Genomic DNA, 19,264 nt, shown 5'->3' with positions numbered 1-19,264 from the left:
ACGTGCGCGGGCTGCCGCGAAAAGGGCGCCGGATGCGGCCGTGGCTGGCGGTTCGCATGACGCGCACGGGTAAAAATCTCGAACGGGCATTCTAGCCGATCCATCCGGCAGACTGACCCGTGCGGCGGCGAATTCCGCCTATTTGGGATCGGGCGCGGCCACCCACACATTGCTGCGACGCAACAATGCGCGTGCACGAGCGACCGGCGCCCGATGGGCCGGCACGGCGGGGCGTCAGAAGATCAGGCGCAGCACGGTGAAGACGAGCATCCCGATGATGATCGTGCCGAGCATGCTGCGCCGCCACAAAAACCAGCCGAGGCCGGCGAGTGCCGCGTAGAACGGATGGTTGGACAGCGCGAACGACAGGCCGGCCGGCGTTTCGAGCACATCGGGCAGCACGACCGCGACGAGCGCGGCGGCCGGCGCGTAGCGCAGCGCGCGCTGCGCGCGCTCGGGCAGCACGGTGCGTTCGCCGCCGAGCAGGAACAGCGCGCGCGTGACGGCCGTGACGATCGTCATCCCGACGATCACGATCCAGATTTCCGTCGCGCTCATTCGATTTCCTTTTCGTGCACGGTTTCGGTGCGGATGCGGCGCCAGTCCGCGCGTTCGACGAAGAAATCGGCCATGGAGCCGGCCGCCAGCGCGGCCAGCACCGCGATCGGCAGCGCGAGCCGGTACGGCAGGTCGAACGCGACCAGCGACACGATGCCCGCGACCGCGACGGCCGCGAGCGTCGAGCGGTTCGCGACCGCCGACACCATGATCGGGATCAGCGCGAGCGTGCCGGCCAGTTCCAGCCCCCAGCTCGCGGGAAAGAAGCTCGCGAGCAGGATGCCGGCGAGCGACGACACCTGCCACGACGCCCAGCTCGCGAGCGCCATCCCCCAGAAGTACGCCTCCTTGCCCGGCACGTGGCCGTACGCAAAGCCCTGTTTCTGGAACAGCAGGTAGATCACGTCGCCGTTGAAATAGCCGATCGCGAGGCGCCGCCACAGCGGCAGGTAGGAAAAATGGGGAGCAAGCCCGGCGCTGAAGATCACGAAGCGCAGGTTGACCATCGCGGCTGTGAGCAGGATCGTCCAGATCGGCAGCTTCGCGACGAGGAGCGGCAGCACCGCGAGCTGCGACGAGCCGGCATAGACGAAGATCGACATCGCGCTCGCCTGCCCGAGCGTCATCACCGACTTGCTCATCGCGATGCCGGTGACGAGCCCCCACGACAGGATCGCCATCAATGTCGGGGAATAATCGCGCGCGCCCTGGATCAGCGCGAAGCGGTCGGTGGCGGACAATCGAGCGAGCATGGGAAGGCGGGCCGCAGCGGGCGGTTCGTCCGGGCTCCGGCGTCTCCCGCCGGCACGGCCCGTCGTTATTGGAATCGGTGCCGGACGATTATAGCCCCGGCCCTCGGCCGGCCGACCGGATCGACGCCAAATGACGCTAAAATAAGCGTCTTTCCGGCTCAACGCTGCACATAACCCGCTGCACACTACTGCTTCCCAGGAGAATCCTATGTCAATGGCCGACCGCGACGGCAAGATCTGGATGGACGGCAAGCTGATCGACTGGCGCGACGCCAAGATCCACGTCCTGACCCATACGCTGCACTACGGCATGGGCGTCTTCGAAGGCGTGCGCGCGTACAAGACGGCCGACGGCAGCACCGCGATCTTCCGCCTGCGCGAGCACACCAAACGTCTGCTGAATTCCGCGAAGATCTTCCAGATGGACGTGCCGTTCGACCGGGAAACCCTCGAAGCCGCGCAGCTCGAGGTCGTGCGCGAGAACAAGCTCGAGTCGTGCTACCTGCGCCCGATCATCTGGGTCGGCTCGGAAAAGCTCGGCGTGTCCGCGAAGGGCAACACGATCCACGTCGCGATCGCCGCGTGGCCGTGGGGCGCGTACCTCGGCGAGGAGGGCCTCGCGAAGGGCATCCGCGTGAAGACGTCGTCGTTCACGCGCCACCACGTGAACGTGTCGATGGTGCGCGCGAAAGCGTCGGGCTGGTACGTGAACTCGATCCTCGCGAACCAGGAAGCAACCGCCGACGGCTACGACGAAGCGCTGCTGCTCGACGTCGACGGCTACGTGTCGGAAGGCTCCGGCGAGAACTTCTTCCTGGTGAACAACGGCAAGCTGTACACGCCCGACCTGTCGTCGTGCCTCGACGGCATCACGCGCGACACGGTCATCACGCTCGCGAAGGACGCCGGCATCGAGGTGATCGAGAAGCGCATCACGCGCGACGAGGTCTACACGGCCGACGAGGCGTTCTTCACCGGCACGGCCGCCGAAGTCACGCCGATCCGCGAACTCGACAACCGCACGATCGGCAGCGGCGCGCGCGGCCCGGTCACGGAAAAGCTCCAGTCGGCGTTTTTCGATATCGTGTCGGGCAAGAACGCGAAGTACGCGCACTGGCTGACGAAGGTCTGAGCGCGCCGCGCCACCGACCGCCCCACAAAAGAGTGATAAGAGAAAGTCTCATGAGTGAAATCAAGGAAATGCCGCTGGTCGAGCTGACGGCCAAGGATCTCCCCGCCTACTGCCCGAACCCGGCCATGGCGCGCTGGAGCGCGCACCCGCGCGTGTTCATCGACGTGTCGCACGGCGAGGCACGCTGCCCGTACTGCGGCACGCGCTACAAGCTGCGCGACGGCGAGGTGGTCAAGGGCCATTGAGCCCGGCCGGGCCCGCGGGCCCGCCGCACGCGAGGCGGCGCAGCCGGAGCCCCGGCGCGCCGCCCTTTTCCTGTTCTGACAACCCGAACGCGGTGCATGCGCGCCGTGCTTCATTACGACATCGGAAGTCGACTTGATGCGTCGAGCGCTGGTTATCGCACCGAACTGGATCGGTGACGCATTGATGGCGCAGCCGCTTTTTGCGCTGCTGAAGAAGCTCCATCCCCGCATCGCGATCGATGCCGTCGCACCCACCTGGGTCGCGCCCGTGCTCGAGCGGATGCCCGAGATCCACGATGTCTACGCGACCGACCTCGCGCACGGCAAGCTGCAGTTGCTGCGTCGCTGGCAGCTCGCGAGCGACCTGCGCGACGTCGGCTACGACGCGGCGTACGTGCTGCCGAATTCGCTGAAGTCCGCGGTGATCCCGTGGCTCGCGAACATCCCGCTGCGGATCGGCTACACCGGCGAGCACCGCTACGGCCTGCTGAACGTGCGGCACGCGAACCCCGACAAGTCGGCCGAGCGTCCGCCGATGACGACCCACTACGCGGCGCTCGCCTATGCGCCGGGCGCGAAGCTGCCCGAGTCGATGAAGACGCTGCCCGCGCCGCGCCTCGACGCCGACCTGAACGAGACGGCGCGCGTGTCCGCGCGTTTCAATCTCGATACGCGCAAGCCGCTCGTCGTGTTCTGCCCCGGCGCGGAATACGGCCCGGCCAAGCGCTGGCCGCCCGAGCACTTCGCGACGCTCGCGACGATCGTTCACCAGTCGTTCCCGTACACGCAGATCGTCGCGCTCGGCTCGCAGAAGGACGCCGCCGCCGCACAGGCGATCGCCGACCACGCGCCGAACGTGCGCAACCTGTGCGGGCAGACGTCGCTGTCCGAGGCGTGCGCGCTGATCGCGCGCGCGAACGCGGTCGTGACCAACGATTCGGGGCTGATGCACGTCGCCGCCGCGCTGCGCCGGCCGCTCGTCGCCCTGTACGGATCGACCGATCCGCGCCACACCCCTCCGCTGTCGGAGCTGGCGAAGGTACAATGGTTGCATCTCGAATGCAGTCCCTGCTTCGAACGCGAGTGCCCGCTCGGCCATCTGAACTGCCTGCGCGAACTCGGTCCCGAGCAGGTATTCGGCGATTTGCGCGGCATGCTCGTCGGGCAGCGCTGACCCTGACCGGCAGCGTCGCACGACGCGCCGGGCAATCCGATTCACCGGTGTACGGCAGCCCCATCCGGGCCGCCGTGCTGAATACGGCGCGCGACGCGCGCGAGAGATAACCCCGATGCCACGTTTTGCCCGCCTCTTCGAAGCCGCTGCCGATACGCTGAACGCCTACTACCAGGCCGTCGCCGATGCCAATCTCGACGCGCTGCTGGGGTTGTGGATCGACGAGGACTTCGCCAGCTGCGTCTGGGCCGATGGCGAGCATCTGCACGGCCTCGACCAGATCCGCAGCGGGCTGGCCAACCGGCTCGCAACGCGTCCGGTGACGATCGAGCCGCTCGACATCCGCGTATACGACAGTCTCGGCACCGTCGTCTATACGATCGCCGAAGCGCATCAGCAGGCCGACCTGACGACCGAACCCGACATGGTTTTCGCGACGTACGTGATGATTCACGAACGCGGCGAGTGGCGCATCGCGCATATTCACGCGAGCCCGATTCCCGAACAAGCGGCCGGACAATTCGCCGCGAAGATCCGTCACGGGCAGGGTCCGCTGCACTGACGAAGAACGAAGCAACGCATTAGCGGGGCGATCATGAGTACGGCTTCTCCGCCCACCTCGCCGCTGACCGGGGCCCCGGCCCCCGACGACGATTCACTGCGCTATCGCGCACCACGCTGGCTGCCGAACAGCCATGCGCAAACCATCGTGCCGGCGCTGTTCGCACGGCGCCCGGCGGTCGCCTACCGGCGCGAGCGATGGGAAACCCCCGACCACGACTTCATCGATCTCGACTGGGTCGCGCACCTCGACAGCGCCGCGCCGCCGCCCGACGCACCGCTGTTCGTGCTGTTCCACGGTCTCGAAGGCAGCTCCGGCTCGCACTACGCGCTGGCGATGATGGCCGCCGCGCGCGCGAAGGGCTGGCACGCGGTCGTCCCGCACTTTCGCAGCTGCAGCGGCGAGCTCAACCGGCAGCCCCGCTTCTACCATCTCGCCGACAGCGCCGAAGTCGACTGGATCCTGCGCCGGCTCGCCGCGCAGCATCGCGGGCCGGTCGTCGCGGCCGGCGTGTCGCTCGGCGGCAACGTGCTGCTGCGCTGGCTCGGCGAGCACCGCAGCGACACGTCGATCGTGCACGCCGCCGCCGCGATCTCGACGCCGATCGACGTGCATGCGGGCGGCCGCGCGCTGTCGCAGGGCTTCGCGATGATCTATACGCGCAGCTTCCTGAAGACGCTGAAGCGCAAGGCGCTCGCGAAGCTCGACCAGTATCCGGGGCTGTTCGACCGCGACGCGATGCTGCAGGCCGTGACGATGCGCGACTTCGACGAGGTCGTGACCGCGCCGCTGCACGGCTTCGCGAACGCCGACGACTACTGGACCCAGGCCACGACGCGCCCGCTGCTGCCCGCGATCGACGTGCCCACGCTGATCCTCAACGCCCGCAACGATCCGTTCCTGCCCGAATCCGCGCTGCCGAGCGCCGCCGACGTGTCGCCGGCCGTCGAGCTCGACCAGCCCGCGGCCGGCGGCCATGCGGGATTCATGACCGGGCCGTTCCCCGGCCGCCTCGACTGGCTGTCGGCGCGGGTGTTCGGCTATTGCTCGAAATTCGTCGACCATGGATGACATCGTCAGGCAGGCCCTCGCCAAGTGGCCGAACGTCCCGCATTGCACCGGCTGGCTGCTGCTCGACCGGCGCGGCGAGTGGCGGCTGCGCGACGACGCCGCGCAGGCCGCCGGCGCGCTCGGCTCGCCGATCCGGCATGCGGCGCTCAATGCGTTCATCGGACGCAACTACGAATGCGATGCGCACGGCCAATGGTTCTTCCAGAACGGGCCGCAGCGCGTGTACGTCGAGCTCGCCTATACACCGTGGGTCGTGCGCCTGGCCGAACGCGACGGAGCGCTCACGCTGACCGACCAGACCGGTGCGCCGTTCGAGCCGGACGCCGCGTGGCTCGACGATGCGGGCGGCGTGCTGTTCCGTGCGGCGGGCACGCCGCCGCGCATCGCGGCCCTGCACGACCACGACCTCGGCCTGTTCGCCGATCATGCGGACTTCGACGCGACGCCGCCCATGCTGCGCTGGCGCGGCCGGCACCCGCTGCCGCTCGGCGACGTGGCCTGCGCCGACGTGCCGGCAGCGTTCGGCTTCGTCGCGAGTCCCGCGCAGCGGGCGCGTCACGACCCGCCGGATGGCGGCACCGGCAGCGTCGAAAGCTGAAGCGCGACCGCCCTGTCCGCCTGACGGCCGCTATCCGCGGCCGTTCTTCTCGTCCTCGCGCTCTTCCTTGTAGCGCGCCTCGAACTCCAGCAGCCGCGCGCCGATGATCGACTGGTCGTAGAACGACACGTCCTTCGCGTCGCGCGCCTCCTTCAGCTGGCGAATCGCCGACGGCCAGGCGCCGTCGAGCGCCAGCTTTTCCGCGAGCGCACGGCGCCGCGCGAGCACGTCGCCCCGGCCGTCGCTCGCCTTCGCGAGGTAGTCCCACCAGTCCGGCTGGTCGGGGTCCGCCTGCGCCTGCGTGCGGGCGAGCGCCTGCGCTTCGGCGAAGCGGCGCGCGGCGATCAGCGCCTGCAGGTGCGCGACGATCGCCGCGTGCGACGCCGGCCAGCGCCGCTGCGCGAGCGCCGCGAGCCGCACCGCGTCGTCGGTCCGGCCCGCGCGGCGGGCGATGTCGGCGGCAAGCACGTCGAGGCTCGGCGAACGCGTCGCCGGATCGTCCGCGTGCCGCTCGCGTGCGTCGAACGCCGTGCGGGCCGACGCGAGCGCCTTGTCGGCCGCGTCGTACTGGCCGAGCAGCGTGTTCGCGAGCGCGATCCCGTACGCGTTCGCCGCGACGTTCGGCGCCGTGCGATCGTCGATCTCGAGCTGCATCCGGCGCGCCTCCGCCGCGATGTCGTTCGGCGCGCGGTTCTGCAGAATGCGCAGCCGCGCGCGCACGAAGCCGTATTCGGGCGACTGGCGCGGCTGCCGGTACGGCGCGCGGCGCGCGCGATCCTCCATGTCGGCGATCCGCTCGCCCGTCAGCGGGTGCGTGCGCGCATAGGCCGGCACGCCCGCGTCGCCCATCGACGCGCGCTCGAGCCGCTCGAAGAAGCCCGGCATCCCGTACGGGTCGTAGCCGGCGCCGGCGAGCAGCTGAAAGCCGACGCGGTCGGCCTCGCGCTCGGCCGTACGCGAGAAGCGCAGCTGGTTGTCGACCGCATACGCCTGCCCGCCCATCGCGATCGCGCTGCCGAGATCGCCGCTGCGCGCGAGCACGCCCGCCAGCACGCCGAGCAGCATCGTCGCGAGCGCGGTGTAGCCGGTCTTCTCGTTCGCGCCGATCATCCGCGCGATGTGCCGCTGCAGCACGTGGCCCATCTCGTGGCCGACCACCGATGCGAGTTCGGACTCGGTTTGCGTCGTGACGACCAGTCCGCTGTTGATGCCGATGAAGCCGCCCGGCATCGAGAACGCGTTGATCTGCGGATCGCGCACCGGGAACAGGTCGAAGTCCGGTGTGTAGTAGCCGCCGATGTAGCGCGACGCGGCAGCCGCCGCGAGCCGCGTCGCCATCGCGTTCAGGTAGTCGCGCACGAGCCAGTCGTCGAGGTAGTCCGGGTCGCGCCGCACCTCGCGCATCACGCGCTCGCCGAGACGACGCTCGGCCTGCGGCGTCAGCGAACCGCCGGAGCCGTCGCCGAGGTCGGGCAGTTCCAGCGCGCGCAGCGGTGCGCGCAGGCTCGCGACGGGCGCGGACGCGCCGTCGGCGCCGGAGAACCGGCTTTCCGCGCCGCCGTAGGTGCCGAATACGCCGGTCGCGATGCCGGACGGCACCGTGGAGATCGTCGGCGCAGCGCCGGCCGCCGGCTCGAGCGGCAGCGCGGACGTGCGCTGTGCGTAGCCGCTCGGCGGCACCGCGAGCGCCGCCGACAGCAACACGGCAAGCAACTGTTTGACACGCATGGCAGGTTGAAGGCGACGCCGTCCCGCGCGCCGGGCGCGCATTGCGGCGTTTGGTCTGAATATTCGGGTCATTGTACCGGTGCGATCTCGACTGTCCCGTGCGGCGGATACACCGCCTGCGCTTCTGGCGTCGCGGATGCCACTGCTATGATAGGCGCCCGTTGAAACGTTGCATCGGATCGGGAAGCGAATACCGGATTCAACGCCCCGGCCGATCGTGAAACAGGATCGAGGAACGTGCTCGCGCGCGCCCTCCGTTCCGCTGGAGCATGACATGTCAGGACTTACCCATTTCGACGCCGCCGGCCACGCGCACATGGTCGACGTCGGCGGCAAGCAGGAAACGCAACGCATCGCGATCGCGCGCGGCACGATCCGGATGCTGCCGGCGACGTTCGCACTGGTCCGCGACGGCAAGGCGAAGAAAGGCGACGTGCTCGGCGTCGCGCGCATCGCCGCGATCCAGGGCGCGAAGCGCACCGCCGACCTCATTCCGCTGTGTCACCCGCTCGCGCTGACGCGCGTGGCCGTCGACTTCGAACTCGACGACGCGCTGCCGGGCGTGCACTGCGTCGCGCAGGTCGAGACGTTCGGGCGGACCGGGGTCGAGATGGAAGCGCTGACCGCCGTGCAGGTCGGGCTGCTGACCGTGTACGACATGTGCAAGGCGGTCGATCGCGGGATGGTGATCACCGACGTGAGCGTCAGGGAGAAGCGTGGCGGGAAGTCGGGGGACTGGAAGGCCGAAGGCACCGCCGGCTGACCGGTCGGCACCCTGTCGGCCGGCAAATTCGGGATACCGCCCGTTTATCTCATACAATTACCGGATTCCGCACGAGAGAGCGTGCGACCAGCACAACAAAAAGAGTGAGCCCTGGTGATGAATTCGCAAGCATTAAGAAGCGCAATGCTGGGCGGGCCGGTTCAGCATGAGCGACTTGTCAAACTGGATACGCCGCTTGGCCCCGACGTCCTGCTGCCACATCGCGTCGTCGGGCGGTCACGGCTCGGACGTCATTTCGAGTTCACCGTCGATACCGTGTCGGTATCCGACAACCTCGAGCTCAAGAAGCTGATCGCGCAGCCGGTGACGCTGTGGATCCTGCAGGCCGACCGGTCGTACGTACCTCACCACGGCTACGTGCATGCGGCGCGCCGGCTCGGATCGGACAGCGGCGTCACGCACTACCAGCTTGTCTTTGCGTCATTCCTGCACTTCCTGAAGTTCCGCCGCGACCAGCGAATCTGGCAGGACCGGTCCGCAGACGACATCATCGCCGACGTGCTCAACCAGCATCCGCAGGCCAAGGGGCGCTTCACCTTCAAGCTCTACCAGCCGCTGCCGCTCCGCTCGTTCTGCATGCAGTACGAGGACGACTGGAATTTCGTGCATCGCCTGATGGAATCCGAAGGCCTGTACGGTTTCTGGGAACAGGAACAGGACGGCAAGTCGCACCGGCTCGTCATCGTCGACCGCCTCGACGCGTTGCCCGCGCTATCGCCGCGAACCGTGCGCTTTCATCGCGCCGGCACGGGCGACGAAGCCGACACGCTCGTCCAGTTCTCCGGCACACGCACGCTGCGAAGTGTCGCGCGCGCCACCCGCACGTTCGACTACAAGCAGCCGCCAAGCGCGTCGAATCCGAAGGCCACCCATACGCCGACGATCGCGAATCAGGGGGACCTGCCGCAGCAACTCGAAGTCTACGAATACACCGGCGCGTATACGTACCTCGAGCAGTCCCGCGGCGACCATCTGTCGAAGATCTGGATGGAGGAGCAGGAGTCGCACGCGAAGCGCTTTCACGGCGTCGGCGGCGTGCGGCGCATCGATGCCGGACGCACGTTCGAGCTGGCGGATCACCCCGCACACGACAAGGACGATGCCGGGCAGCGCGAATTCGCGGTGATCGAGACGGCGTGGATCATCGTCAACAACCTGCCCGTGGCAGGCGACCAGGCCGTTTTCCCGCACAGCCTGCAGGCCGAGATCGACAGCATCGTGCAGGCGACCGATACTGCCCTGTCCAGCGTCCGTCATGCGGACGGCAGCGAGGGCTTCTTTCAGATTCGCGTGGAAGCACAGCGCACGACCGTACCGTTCCGCAGCCCGTTCGAGCATGCGAAACCGGCGATGCATCTGCAATCGGCGATCGTCGTCGCGCCGCAGGGGGAAGAAGTCCATACCGATGCGCTCAACCGGGTCAAGGTCCGCTTCCATTGGGACCGCCTGAACGACGGCGACGAAACGGCGTCGTGCTGGCTACGCGCCACGGCGTCGGATTCGGGCAATGGCTATGGTGCCGTTCACCCGCACCGCAGCGGCGAGGAGGTGCTGGTCGATTTCCTCGGCGGCGACTGCGATCGCCCGATCATCGTCGGCAAGGTCTACAACGGCGCGACGAGTCCGCAATGGCATGGCAACGGGATCCTGTCCGGATACCGGTCCAAGGAATATGCGGGCGCCGGCTACAACCAGCTCGTGCTCGACGACGCGACGTCGCAGAATCGCGTGCACCTGTACAGCAGCCAGACCAACGCGCATCTGCACCTCGGCTACCTGATCGATCACACGGGCAACAATCGCGGCAGCTACCTCGGCAGCGGTTTCGACCTGCGCTCCGACGCATACGGCGCCGTGCGCGCGAACCGCGGCCTGTACGTCACGACGTACCCGAAGCAGCCGGCGAGCCAGCCGCTCGACGTTCAGGAAACGCAACAGCAACTCGTCCGTGCGGAAGGCCTGATGGAGGCCATGTCGGATGTCAGCGCGCAGCATCAGGCCGAGTCGCTCGACCCCGGCCATTCAGCGCTGAAGCAGTTCACCGATGCGACGCAGAACAGCGTGAGCGGCAGCGCGTCGGGCGGCAGGACCGCCGGCGGCGGCACCGGCAGCGCCAATGCGTTCAAGGAGCCCGTGATGCTGTTCGGCAGCCCGGCCGGCATCGGGATGTCCACGCAGCAGTCCGCGCAGCTTGCCGCGGACCGGCACATCAACGTCGTCAGCGGGCAAAGCACGCATGTCGCCGCCGGAAAGTCGCTGATCGCGAGCGTCCTCGACCGGATCAGCCTGTTCGCGCAGAACGCGGGGATCAAGCTGTTCGCCGGCAAGGGCAAAGTCGAAATCCAGGCGCACGCGGACAATATCGAGCTGACCGCGCAAAAGGCGCTGAAGCTGCTGGCGGCCACTCAGTCGTTCGAAGGCGCGGCAGCAAAGGAAATCCTGCTGACGTCAGGCGGCGCGTACATCCGCATCGCCGGCGGCAACATCGAGGTGCACGCACCCGGCAAGATCGACATCAAGGGCGCTCAGCACGCGTTCAGCGGCCCCACGCACCTGTCACAGACGATGCCGACGCTGCCCAACTCGACCGGCAACTACGATCAGGCGTTCATCGCGCACTGGGCCGGCACCGACATTCCGGTCGCGAACACGCGGTACCAGATGTTCTCGAACGGGCAACTGATCTCGGAAGGCGTCACCAATGCGGCAGGCGAGACGGGGCTCACGCAGAGCCACGTGCCGCATGATGTCGTCGTCAAGTTTCTGGGGAAATCGAATGGCTGAAGGGCAACAGAACAACAACGTCCTGGGCACCGGTTCGGGAATGCTGACGCCGACGGGGTACAAGGATCGGCCGAAGGTGGATATCCATATCTGCGACAAGTACGCACCTCCGGCCGCCGATTCAATCGTCGGCACCTGCCCGTTCTACTACCAGCCGCTGCACGGAGAGTATTGGGAGACGGTCGAGAAAGTCAGCAAGTCGAGCGCATGGGAGACCGTCAAGAAATTCGCGACGTCATGGGATCCGTGGAAAGACAAGGAAGTCGCTCGCCGCCTGCTGCATCGGCGAGAGCAGCTGATCAAACTGGGGAGCACGGATTCGGACTGGTCGCGCCACGGCAATTTCATGATGCGCCATATCGGGTGCGGACATAAACCGCCCGATTACTACGTCAGTTACGGCTATTACTATTGCTCGGACTACGGCGCCAATCTGTATCCCACCCTCACGGCAAAAGGAAAGAAATGGCTCGAAACCGCCCGGTGGTGGCTTCAGCAATACATCGAGATCGGGTTGCAGCAGAACATGCAGGGGGACCAGATCGCATTCAAGAGTGCGAAGCCGGGAAACGGCGAGCTTTCGATGCAAGTGGAACGATACGAGCTGGAAGTGGACCAGAACGGGGAAACGTTCAAGACCTTCGCCTTCGTCACGCACCCACTCGCTTATCTGGACGGAGGGCTGGCCGGTCTGCCGGTCAACGATCTGGTGAAGATTGGCATGCGGCCCAATATGCAGGAATGGGGCGATGGGCGGACGTTCAAACAAGCGTGGGACGCGGGCATCCCCGTCGCCAAGCAGAAGGCGCACGATTGGAGCTCGGAGGCGGCCGATCAGGTCCGCGAGTGGGGCTCGGACGCGGCAAAAAAAGCACGCGAGTGGAGTTCCGACACGTCCGACGAAGTCAGCCGGGCGCTGGATCGTTTGCTGAATAAGTAACATGCAAAAACACAAGCGCTGGAAATGGATCGCCGGGGGTCTCGTTGCCCTGGCCATTGCAACATACGGGTACGTAAACATGGCGACGGGCTGGGAAACGATTTCGACAAGCTTCATGCGGAACGACACGCCGTATGGCGGCGGCAACTTCCGCATCAAGGGAAACGACGTGATGAGCGTCAAGCTCGCCAATCCCGAGGTGACGTTCAAACCCACGGCCGAATCGAAGGAACCGCAGCGGCCCGAGCCGACCGAAGCATGGATGAACGACACCGGCGAGTTGCTGAACCGCATGACGATCAGCTTCTTCCGCGGAACCATCGACGGCGGGATGAAACGCCAGTTCCAGCAGGTCGGCCAGAATGCCGCCTGGTGGTATTCGCCGGACTGGTCCGTTCAGGTCATCAGCACGTCATGGATGAACTACAAGGCCCCCGAGGCACACGGCGGCGATGCGCCGCAAACCACGAAGCTGTGGAAGTCGCTCAATGGCGGCCAAACGTGGTCGCAGCTGCAATGGCCTGAAAACCAGAACATCGGCCGACTGCTCTTCCTCGATCCGCAACGAGGTTACGCGATCGGCTGGGGGCCTCGCGTGTGGCGCACGGCGGACGGCGGAAACACGTGGCAGGCGATCGACGTGCCGGCCGATGCGCGCGTCGCCGGCAAGACGCGCAAGAATTTCAATGCAGTCAGCCTCGGCCCTGACGGTGTACTGCGCATCGCCTACTCCGTCGCTCCGACTGCCGAAACGCCGGCGCACAGCGTGATCGACCGGCTCGACTGGGAACAGCACGCATTCGTGACCGATACCGAGCTGCCGGGCCAGGTCGTCACTGCGCTCGATACCACGCCGGGACCGGCAGCACGCTATTCGCTGTACGCGCTGTCGCGTCTCGACAAGCCGCAGAGCGGCGAGGTTCGCGACAACGGCCGCCGGACGGGCGCCATTTCCACGTGGACGAACGACCATCCCGAGTCCGTGCATCAACTGCGCACGTTCGACGAAACGCTCAGGCTCGACAGCCTGAGCGTCGGCCGTGACGGTCTCCTGCTCGTTTACGCCACCGACCCGAACTCGGGAAGCCGCGGCGGTGCACCGATCGACCTGACGTTCAGCAGCACCGACGCCGGCAAGTCATGGGATCAAACGACCGACAAGGTCGCACAAGGCGGCTACTTCGACGCACAGACCAACACGCTGTACTGGCTGCACGCATTCACGCTGAAGAAGCGGACCTTCTGATCGTACGCCGGACCCTCCGGCAGCCCGCCTTTGCTGCGGCCCGCGATCGTGACCGACGATCCGGGTCGCGGCGAGATACCTTGCCGCACCGGCTGACAGGCGACCTCGGTCGAATCTTCCGTTCATCGCGCCGGGCTTCGACTCCGCTTCGGTGTCCGGCCGGGCGCGCTCAGTGATGAACGAAGAAAAGAACGACAAAAGGCTTCGATGAACAACCTGCTGAATCGCGCGACACTCGCGCTCTCCGTTGTCTGTGCAACGTCGACCACCGCCTTCGCCGCCAGCCCTTGCCCCACCGCCGACACCGCCGCACACGCAGCCGTCGACGCGCAGCACCGCGTGCAACAAGTCCGCAACCCGCAAGGCGACGGCGGCGGCACCGTCGACGTCTCGCCGCCTTTGCGCGACGCGCTTCGCGCATACAAGCAGGCGCTCGTCGGCGCGATCGACGCGCGCCTCGCATGCAGCGACGAACACGTCGACCCGGCCGCGCTGAAACGCACGCTCGCGGCAACGCTCGGCGCCCCCGCCCAACCCGCCCAGCCGAAAAACGGCGAATCGGCGTTCGGCCGCAACCCGGACGTCGACGTCACGCGCGACGGCACGTCCCGCCCGCTCCTCTTCGTGCGCGCCGGCTTCGACATCGCGTGCGGCGACGACAACCTGCTCACGGCCTACGCGTGGGAAAACGGCGGCTGGCGGCGCGTGCTGCGCTGGCAGGCCGACGACTACAAGGACATCGGCGGCGCCTACGGCGGCGGCTTCTGGTTCGGCGCGTTGCCGGACGGACAGGTGGCGGTCGTCCACGGCACGCCGTGGTGCTCGTCGCGCTGGAGCCGGTTCGGCGCGGACGTGGTCGCGCCGGCCAACGGTTCGGCCGCGCAACGCACGCTGTTCCATACTGCGCACGGTTACGTGATCGACGACGATGCGATCCGCTTCAAGGTGCGCCCCGACGGCTTCGAGCTGCGCACGACGGTCGGCTCGCTCGACAGCGACGTGATGACGCGGCCGGGCATCTTCCGCTACCGCGTCGACGGCGGCACCGTGCAACGCGTGCAGCCGGTGGCGCTCAACGGCCGCGATTTCGTCGACGAATGGCTGAAGGTGGACGACGCGCTCGTGCGCGAATGGAGCGAACCCGCGGCGGCTGCGTCAGCGCTGAAAGCCCGGCAGGCGTTCAACGCGGAAATCAAGGCGCCCGATACCGGGTTCGCGTATGGACCGGTACGTGGCTGTTCGGACAGCAAGGATCGCTTCCAGGTCGAACTGGATCTGACGGGCAAGGACGGCAACACCGTGGCGCGGCGCTACGCGCTGATCCGCCAGGAACGCAACGGCTTCACGCTGCTCGGGCTGCGCAAGGCGGCCGAGCCGGCGTGCCACGGTGCGAACCTGATGCCGCAGCACTGAACCTCGACGGTGCAAGACGGCGCCCCGGCATGGCGGCGCCGGACCGGAAACGACGTCAAGCAGCCGGCGCGACGCGGCATGACCCGCCGCATCGGCCGCCCGTCATTCGGCGCGTCGCGGCTCGAACACGAACGGTTGCGTGAGCAGGAACGGATTCGCGGTGGCGCCGGTCTGCGTGCAGGTCGCATGCGTCATCGCGTCGACGGCCGCGCGGTCTGCCGCCGCATTGCGGCTGCTCGTCGTCACGGTCACGTTCTGCGCTTCGCCCGAGGTCGTCATCAGCGCGCGCACGAGCACGGTGACCGGACGCGTGAGCGGCTTCGCGCTATCGGGATAGACGGCGCGCGGAATGTGGCAAGTCAGCTTGCTTTCCTGCGACGACGACAGCATCGCGCAGCCGGAAAACAGCACGGCGACGGCAGGCAGGATCAGGGTGGTCGAGCGAAGGGCCATGGTCGAATATCGTTCTTCAGTACCGTGTCGCGCATTGTGCACGCGCCGCCTCGCGCGCGGCGGCGATTTGACAATGGTTGACGCGAATCGCGCCGGATTCGGCAGGCATCCATTCCCCGCGGGAAGCAATCGCCGACCGTCCCGGCCGGCCACCGCTCCCCCGCCTCACCGCAATCCGGCCAGCGCCGGGATTCCCCGCCCGGCGCCGCGCGGCGTCACTCCGAATCGTCGTCCGATTCGTCGTCGTCCGCGTCGGCCGGCACTTCCCCGTATTTCGCGACCACGGCCGCCTTGAACCCCTTCAGCGCCGGTTGCTGGTCGCACAGCTTGTACAGCGACGCCAACTGCTGCGGCCAGTCCTTCAATTCCTTCGCGAACACATGCAGGCGCGCGACCGTATCGAGCGCGTCGGCTTCGCGACCGGCCAGCGCCTGCAGCGCGGCATAGCGGCGCAGCACCGTCTCGCCGGGCAGCAGCGCGATCGCGCGCTCGTGCGCGACGAGCTTGAGCGGCAGGTTGTCCGGCGAAATCGTCAGCAGCGTGGCCGCCCCGTAATCGCCCCACGCGCCGAACAGCCGCGACGGCGCATCGCGGTACTGCGCGGCCGGATCGTTGCCGTAATACAGCACTTCCGCGCGCTGGTAGTCGCGCAGCACGGGCACCGCCGCCAGCACGCCGCCGACCGACAGCAGCGCGAACAGCCCGAACGCCGCGCGGCCCGGCAGGATGCGCAGCGGCTTCACGTCGAGCAGTCCGATCACGAACATCGCCGGCAGCAGGAAGAACATGTACTGCTGCGGATATTCGACGAGCGCATGCATCAGCAGGATGCCGATCAGTGCGAGGCCGAACACGCGCGTGCTCGACTGCGGCGCGCGCACCGCGCGCACGAACCACGTCACGAGCGCGACGACGAGCACGCCGAGGCCGGCAAGACCGGACTTCGCGAGCAGGTCGATGAAGATGTCGTGCGAGTTGTTCGCGATCTCGACACCGCCGAGCGTGCGCACGAGCGCGAACTGGTGCGACGGGAATTCGCCCCAGCCGACGCCGAGCACCGGATGCTCGCGGAACATCGCGAGCCCGTACTTCCACAGCGCGAGCCGCGGCGCGATCTGCCCCGCGTCGCGCATCCGTTCGGCCGCCGACTCGGCAAGCCCCAGGTGGAAGTGCACGTTGGCCCAGCGCACCGCGACGTTCACCGCGACGAAGGCCACCGCGAGCACGACCGGCATCAGCCATGCGCGGCGGTTGCCCGGCGCGCGGCGCGACTCGAGCCAGGCCATCCAGAACCCCGCGACGACCATCACCGCCACCTGCAGCCACGGGCCGCGCGACACCGTCAGCGCGAGACCGGCCGACAGCACGATCGACAGCGCGAACCATGCCCATGCCGCGAGCCGGCGCGTCTGCACCAGATACAGCGCGCCCGCGAGCGCGAACGCGATGTAGGTCGCCAGGTGGTTCGCCTGCGCCATGTTGCCGTACGGGCGGCGATCGACCGCGATGTTGTACATCACGACGAACGGCGACACCGCGGATTCGAGATGGAACAACTGCACGACCTGGCTCGCGACCGCGAGCATCCCGCCGAGCAGCAGCGCGCCGGCCATCATTTGCGCGGTGGCTTCGGCGAGCCCCTCGCGCGCAAGCGTGTAGCCGGCCTGCATCGCGACCAGCGCGGCGGCCAGATAGCCGACCGCCAGCCAGTTCATCGACGGCACCTTCAGCGGCATCAGCGCGACCTGCGCGATCAGCACCGCCGCGAACCCAAGCGGCGCGACGAACGCGGCCGGCGCGGCGAACGGCTCGGCCGGGCGACCCGCGCGTGCCAGCAGGACGACCGAGAGCCCCACCAGCAGATACAGCACCAGCGCGGCAAACTCGGAATAAAAGGTCGGGATCGGATACGTGTGATTCGTGATCGAGTACGGCACGATCAGGGCGACAGCCAGCGCAACGAGCGGCAACGAACGGGAAAAAGTAGAAGGCATGAGCGAACCGGATGTCAGCAACCGGCGCACTATACAAAACTTTCCCCCCTCTGTGCGGGCCCGTCGCGCCGTCATCCGTCGCCGTCATCCGTTACGACAGGCCCGACGCGGCCGGCCGGCACGGCAAGCGCAGCGCCGTGCCCGCGGCCGCGCATCGGCCGGGACACCACCGGCACTATGCGCGGCATTCCGCGGGCGCAAATTTCGCGGGCAGCGTCGCCGCGTCCGTCGGCAACGGGCCCGCTCCCGGCGCCGGAAGCGACGACGCAGCCTTGCCGGCGGCGAAGCACTCCCATGCGATCGCGCCTGACTGCATCGCGCCCTTTTTCAGCGGCACCCGCGCGGTCGGCGTGTCGGCCTTGTCCGGCGCGGACGGCACCAGGACGAGCGTATTCGCGTCGGCCGCCGCGACGCGGGCGGTGAACGCCACCGTGATCTGGCCCGTGTCGGCGTCGATGCGAACGGATTCAACGTTGCGGGTGGCGGCCGGCGAGCTGTAGCCGCCATCGAGGCCCGCGCCGCTCGCGGCGTTGTCGGCGACCGCGAGCCGCGCGGACGACGCGAGCGCGAGCCCCTCGCCGACCCGCGACCGCGCGAGGTAATCCTGGTACGCGGGGATCGCATAGGCCGCGATCACGCCGACGATCGCGAGCACGATCATCAGTTCGATCAGCGTGAAGCCGGCGGGCCGCCAGCGCGGCACCGGCCGGCGCGCGCGCCGCAGATCGGCGGCGATGCGACGGAACAGGGAAACGGAAAAGGCTTCGAACATGACTGGCTCCGGAAACGAAAAACGCCTGCCGAACCAGGCAGGCGTTTCGATCGTAGCCAGCAGGCCACGAACCCGGCAGTCAGCCGGATGGCCAGCGTCAATGCGCGTCCGGGACGCCGCGGCGGTGCCGGAGCGCGTATCCGGCGGCGACGACGAACAAGGCGCCGGCGATGCTCGCGCCGTAAACCGCGGCCGGCGTATCGAGCACCGGCCAGCGATCGCCGACCGGATCGTGCACCATCAGCCCGCCGGCAATCCAGCCGAGCAGCCCGGCGCCCAGCGCGACGACGATCGGAAAGCGATCGAGCATCTTCAGCACCAGCGTGCTGCCCCACACGATGATCGGCACGCTGACGACGAGCCCGAAGATCACGAGCGCCAGCCGGTGCGACGGATCGGCCTGCTCGGCGGCGCCGGCGATCGCGATCACGTTGTCGAGGCTCATCACCGCGTCGGCGATCACGATCGTCTTCACGGCGTCCCACAGCCGGTCGGCCGGCTTCACGTTGTCGTGCGCGTCGGCGTCCGGCGCCATCAGCTTGACGCCGATCCACAGCAGCAGCAGGCCGCCGCCGAATTTCAGGAACGGCACGTCGAGCAGCACGACTGCGAACGCGATCAGCGCGACGCGCAGCAGGATCGCGCCGGCCGTGCCCCACACGACGCCGCGCAGCCGCTGGTTGGCCGGCAGGTTGCGGCACGCGAGCGCGATCACGACCGCGTTGTCGCCGCCGAGCAGGATGTCGATGATGACGATCTGGAACACGGCGCCCCAGTGCAGCGATGTCAGGAATTCAAGCATGAGTGGATATAGGTGCGGGGCAACGACTGTCCGACAGACGACCCGGTTCATCGCCGGAACATGCAGCATGCATGCCCGGGCCTTACAAATTCATTGCGCGAGCATAACAAAAACGCCGGCAGAGCCGGCGTTTTTTGCAGGACGAACCACGCGGAAATTACAGCGCCTTCTTCAGCAGGCGGCCCATTTCCGACGGGTTGCGCGTGACGGTGATGCCGCACGCTTCCATGATTTCCAGCTTCGCTTCGGCCGTATC

The 19,264-nt window shown here is 67.7% G+C and carries 18 protein-coding genes and 1 pseudogene; 11 read left to right on the top strand and 8 right to left on the bottom strand.

Features of this window, described 5'->3' with window-relative positions; genetic code table 11:
• Positions 1–234: 234 nt before the first annotated feature.
• Positions 235–558, bottom strand: coding sequence for an AzlD domain-containing protein (locus tag DIE21_RS22200; RefSeq protein ID WP_121859462.1), 324 nt, complete (start codon positions 556–558; stop codon positions 235–237).
• Positions 555–1,310: an AzlC family ABC transporter permease gene (locus DIE21_RS22195; RefSeq protein WP_124499731.1), complete on the bottom strand. Its 756-nt coding sequence runs from the start codon at positions 1,308–1,310 to the stop codon at positions 555–557. Before DIE21_RS22195 ends, DIE21_RS22200 begins: the two co-directional genes overlap by 4 nt.
• A gap of 208 nt (positions 1,311–1,518) precedes the next feature.
• On the opposite strand from DIE21_RS22195, the gene DIE21_RS22190 reads away from it, so the two are divergent.
• The 6 genes from DIE21_RS22190 (at position 1,519) to DIE21_RS22165 (ending at position 6,092) form a co-directional block, all read left to right on the top strand.
• Positions 1,519–2,442 (top strand): branched-chain amino acid transaminase, encoded by a 924-nt coding sequence (locus tag DIE21_RS22190; protein ID WP_047898927.1) that lies wholly within the window; start codon positions 1,519–1,521, stop codon positions 2,440–2,442.
• Positions 2,443–2,492: 50 nt separating this feature from the next.
• A complete protein-coding gene (locus DIE21_RS22185) occupies positions 2,493–2,687 on the top strand; it encodes a zinc-finger domain-containing protein (RefSeq protein WP_006749970.1) in 195 nt (64 codons plus the stop codon).
• Between the two features lie 136 nt (positions 2,688–2,823).
• On the top strand, positions 2,824–3,861 hold the full coding sequence (waaF, locus tag DIE21_RS22180) for a lipopolysaccharide heptosyltransferase II (RefSeq protein ID WP_121859459.1): 1,038 nt from the start codon (positions 2,824–2,826) through the stop codon (positions 3,859–3,861).
• Between the two features lie 115 nt (positions 3,862–3,976).
• Complete coding sequence (locus DIE21_RS22175; RefSeq protein WP_124499730.1) at positions 3,977–4,423, top strand: nuclear transport factor 2 family protein; 447 nt, start codon at positions 3,977–3,979, stop codon at positions 4,421–4,423.
• Between the two features lie 33 nt (positions 4,424–4,456).
• Positions 4,457–5,494 (top strand): hydrolase, encoded by a 1,038-nt coding sequence (locus DIE21_RS22170; RefSeq protein ID WP_124499729.1) that lies wholly within the window; start codon positions 4,457–4,459, stop codon positions 5,492–5,494.
• Positions 5,487–6,092, top strand: a complete 606-nt coding sequence (locus DIE21_RS22165; RefSeq protein WP_124499728.1) for a DUF2946 family protein — start codon at positions 5,487–5,489, stop codon at positions 6,090–6,092. The genes DIE21_RS22170 and DIE21_RS22165 overlap by 8 nt, the downstream gene beginning before the upstream one ends.
• A gap of 30 nt (positions 6,093–6,122) precedes the next feature.
• Here DIE21_RS22165 and DIE21_RS22160 read toward each other — a convergent pair whose 3' ends face one another.
• On the bottom strand, positions 6,123–7,820 hold the full coding sequence (locus DIE21_RS22160; RefSeq protein ID WP_124499727.1) for a M48 family metalloprotease: 1,698 nt from the start codon (positions 7,818–7,820) through the stop codon (positions 6,123–6,125).
• A 274-nt stretch (positions 7,821–8,094) separates the two neighbouring features.
• Between DIE21_RS22160 and moaC the strand changes: the two genes are divergently transcribed.
• The 5 genes from moaC (at position 8,095) to DIE21_RS22135 (ending at position 14,987) form a co-directional block, all read left to right on the top strand.
• Positions 8,095–8,583 (top strand): cyclic pyranopterin monophosphate synthase MoaC, encoded by a 489-nt coding sequence (moaC, locus tag DIE21_RS22155; RefSeq protein WP_124499726.1) that lies wholly within the window; start codon positions 8,095–8,097, stop codon positions 8,581–8,583.
• Between the two features lie 117 nt (positions 8,584–8,700).
• Positions 8,701–11,388 (top strand): type VI secretion system Vgr family protein, encoded by a 2,688-nt coding sequence (locus DIE21_RS22150; protein ID WP_124499725.1) that lies wholly within the window; start codon positions 8,701–8,703, stop codon positions 11,386–11,388.
• Positions 11,381–12,328, top strand: coding sequence for a hypothetical protein (locus tag DIE21_RS22145; protein WP_124499724.1), 948 nt, complete (start codon positions 11,381–11,383; stop codon positions 12,326–12,328). Before DIE21_RS22150 ends, DIE21_RS22145 begins: the two co-directional genes overlap by 8 nt.
• Positions 12,329–12,407: 79 nt before the next feature.
• Positions 12,408–13,574 (top strand): glycosyl hydrolase, encoded by a 1,167-nt coding sequence (locus tag DIE21_RS22140; protein WP_124499821.1) that lies wholly within the window; start codon positions 12,408–12,410, stop codon positions 13,572–13,574.
• A 207-nt stretch (positions 13,575–13,781) separates the two neighbouring features.
• On the top strand, positions 13,782–14,987 hold the full coding sequence (locus tag DIE21_RS22135) for a hypothetical protein (protein WP_124499723.1): 1,206 nt from the start codon (positions 13,782–13,784) through the stop codon (positions 14,985–14,987).
• A gap of 102 nt (positions 14,988–15,089) precedes the next feature.
• On the opposite strand, the gene DIE21_RS22130 is transcribed toward DIE21_RS22135, so the two are convergent.
• The 5 genes and pseudogenes from DIE21_RS22130 to DIE21_RS22110 form a co-directional block, all read right to left on the bottom strand.
• Entirely contained in the window at positions 15,090–15,440 is a 351-nt protein-coding gene (locus tag DIE21_RS22130) for a TonB family protein (protein ID WP_124499722.1), read from the bottom strand.
• Between the two features lie 215 nt (positions 15,441–15,655).
• Positions 15,656–17,434, bottom strand: coding sequence for a Wzy polymerase domain-containing protein (locus DIE21_RS22125; protein ID WP_124499721.1), 1,779 nt, complete (start codon positions 17,432–17,434; stop codon positions 15,656–15,658).
• Between the two features lie 175 nt (positions 17,435–17,609).
• Positions 17,610–18,206: a pilin gene (locus tag DIE21_RS22120; RefSeq protein ID WP_124499720.1), complete on the bottom strand. Its 597-nt coding sequence runs from the start codon at positions 18,204–18,206 to the stop codon at positions 17,610–17,612.
• Between the two features lie 97 nt (positions 18,207–18,303).
• Entirely contained in the window at positions 18,304–19,008 is a 705-nt protein-coding gene (locus DIE21_RS22115) for a TerC family protein (protein ID WP_124499719.1), read from the bottom strand.
• Between the two features lie 157 nt (positions 19,009–19,165).
• Positions 19,166–19,264 (bottom strand): annotated as a pseudogene (locus DIE21_RS22110) (succinate--CoA ligase subunit alpha); the annotation flags it as partial.

Origin of the sequence: Burkholderia sp. Bp9140 (genome assembly GCF_003853425.1) — a bacterium.
Taxonomy (GTDB): domain Bacteria; phylum Pseudomonadota; class Gammaproteobacteria; order Burkholderiales; family Burkholderiaceae; genus Burkholderia.
The sequence above is the reverse complement of the archived record's forward strand: the minus strand, read 5'-3'. Positions and strand labels throughout refer to the sequence as shown.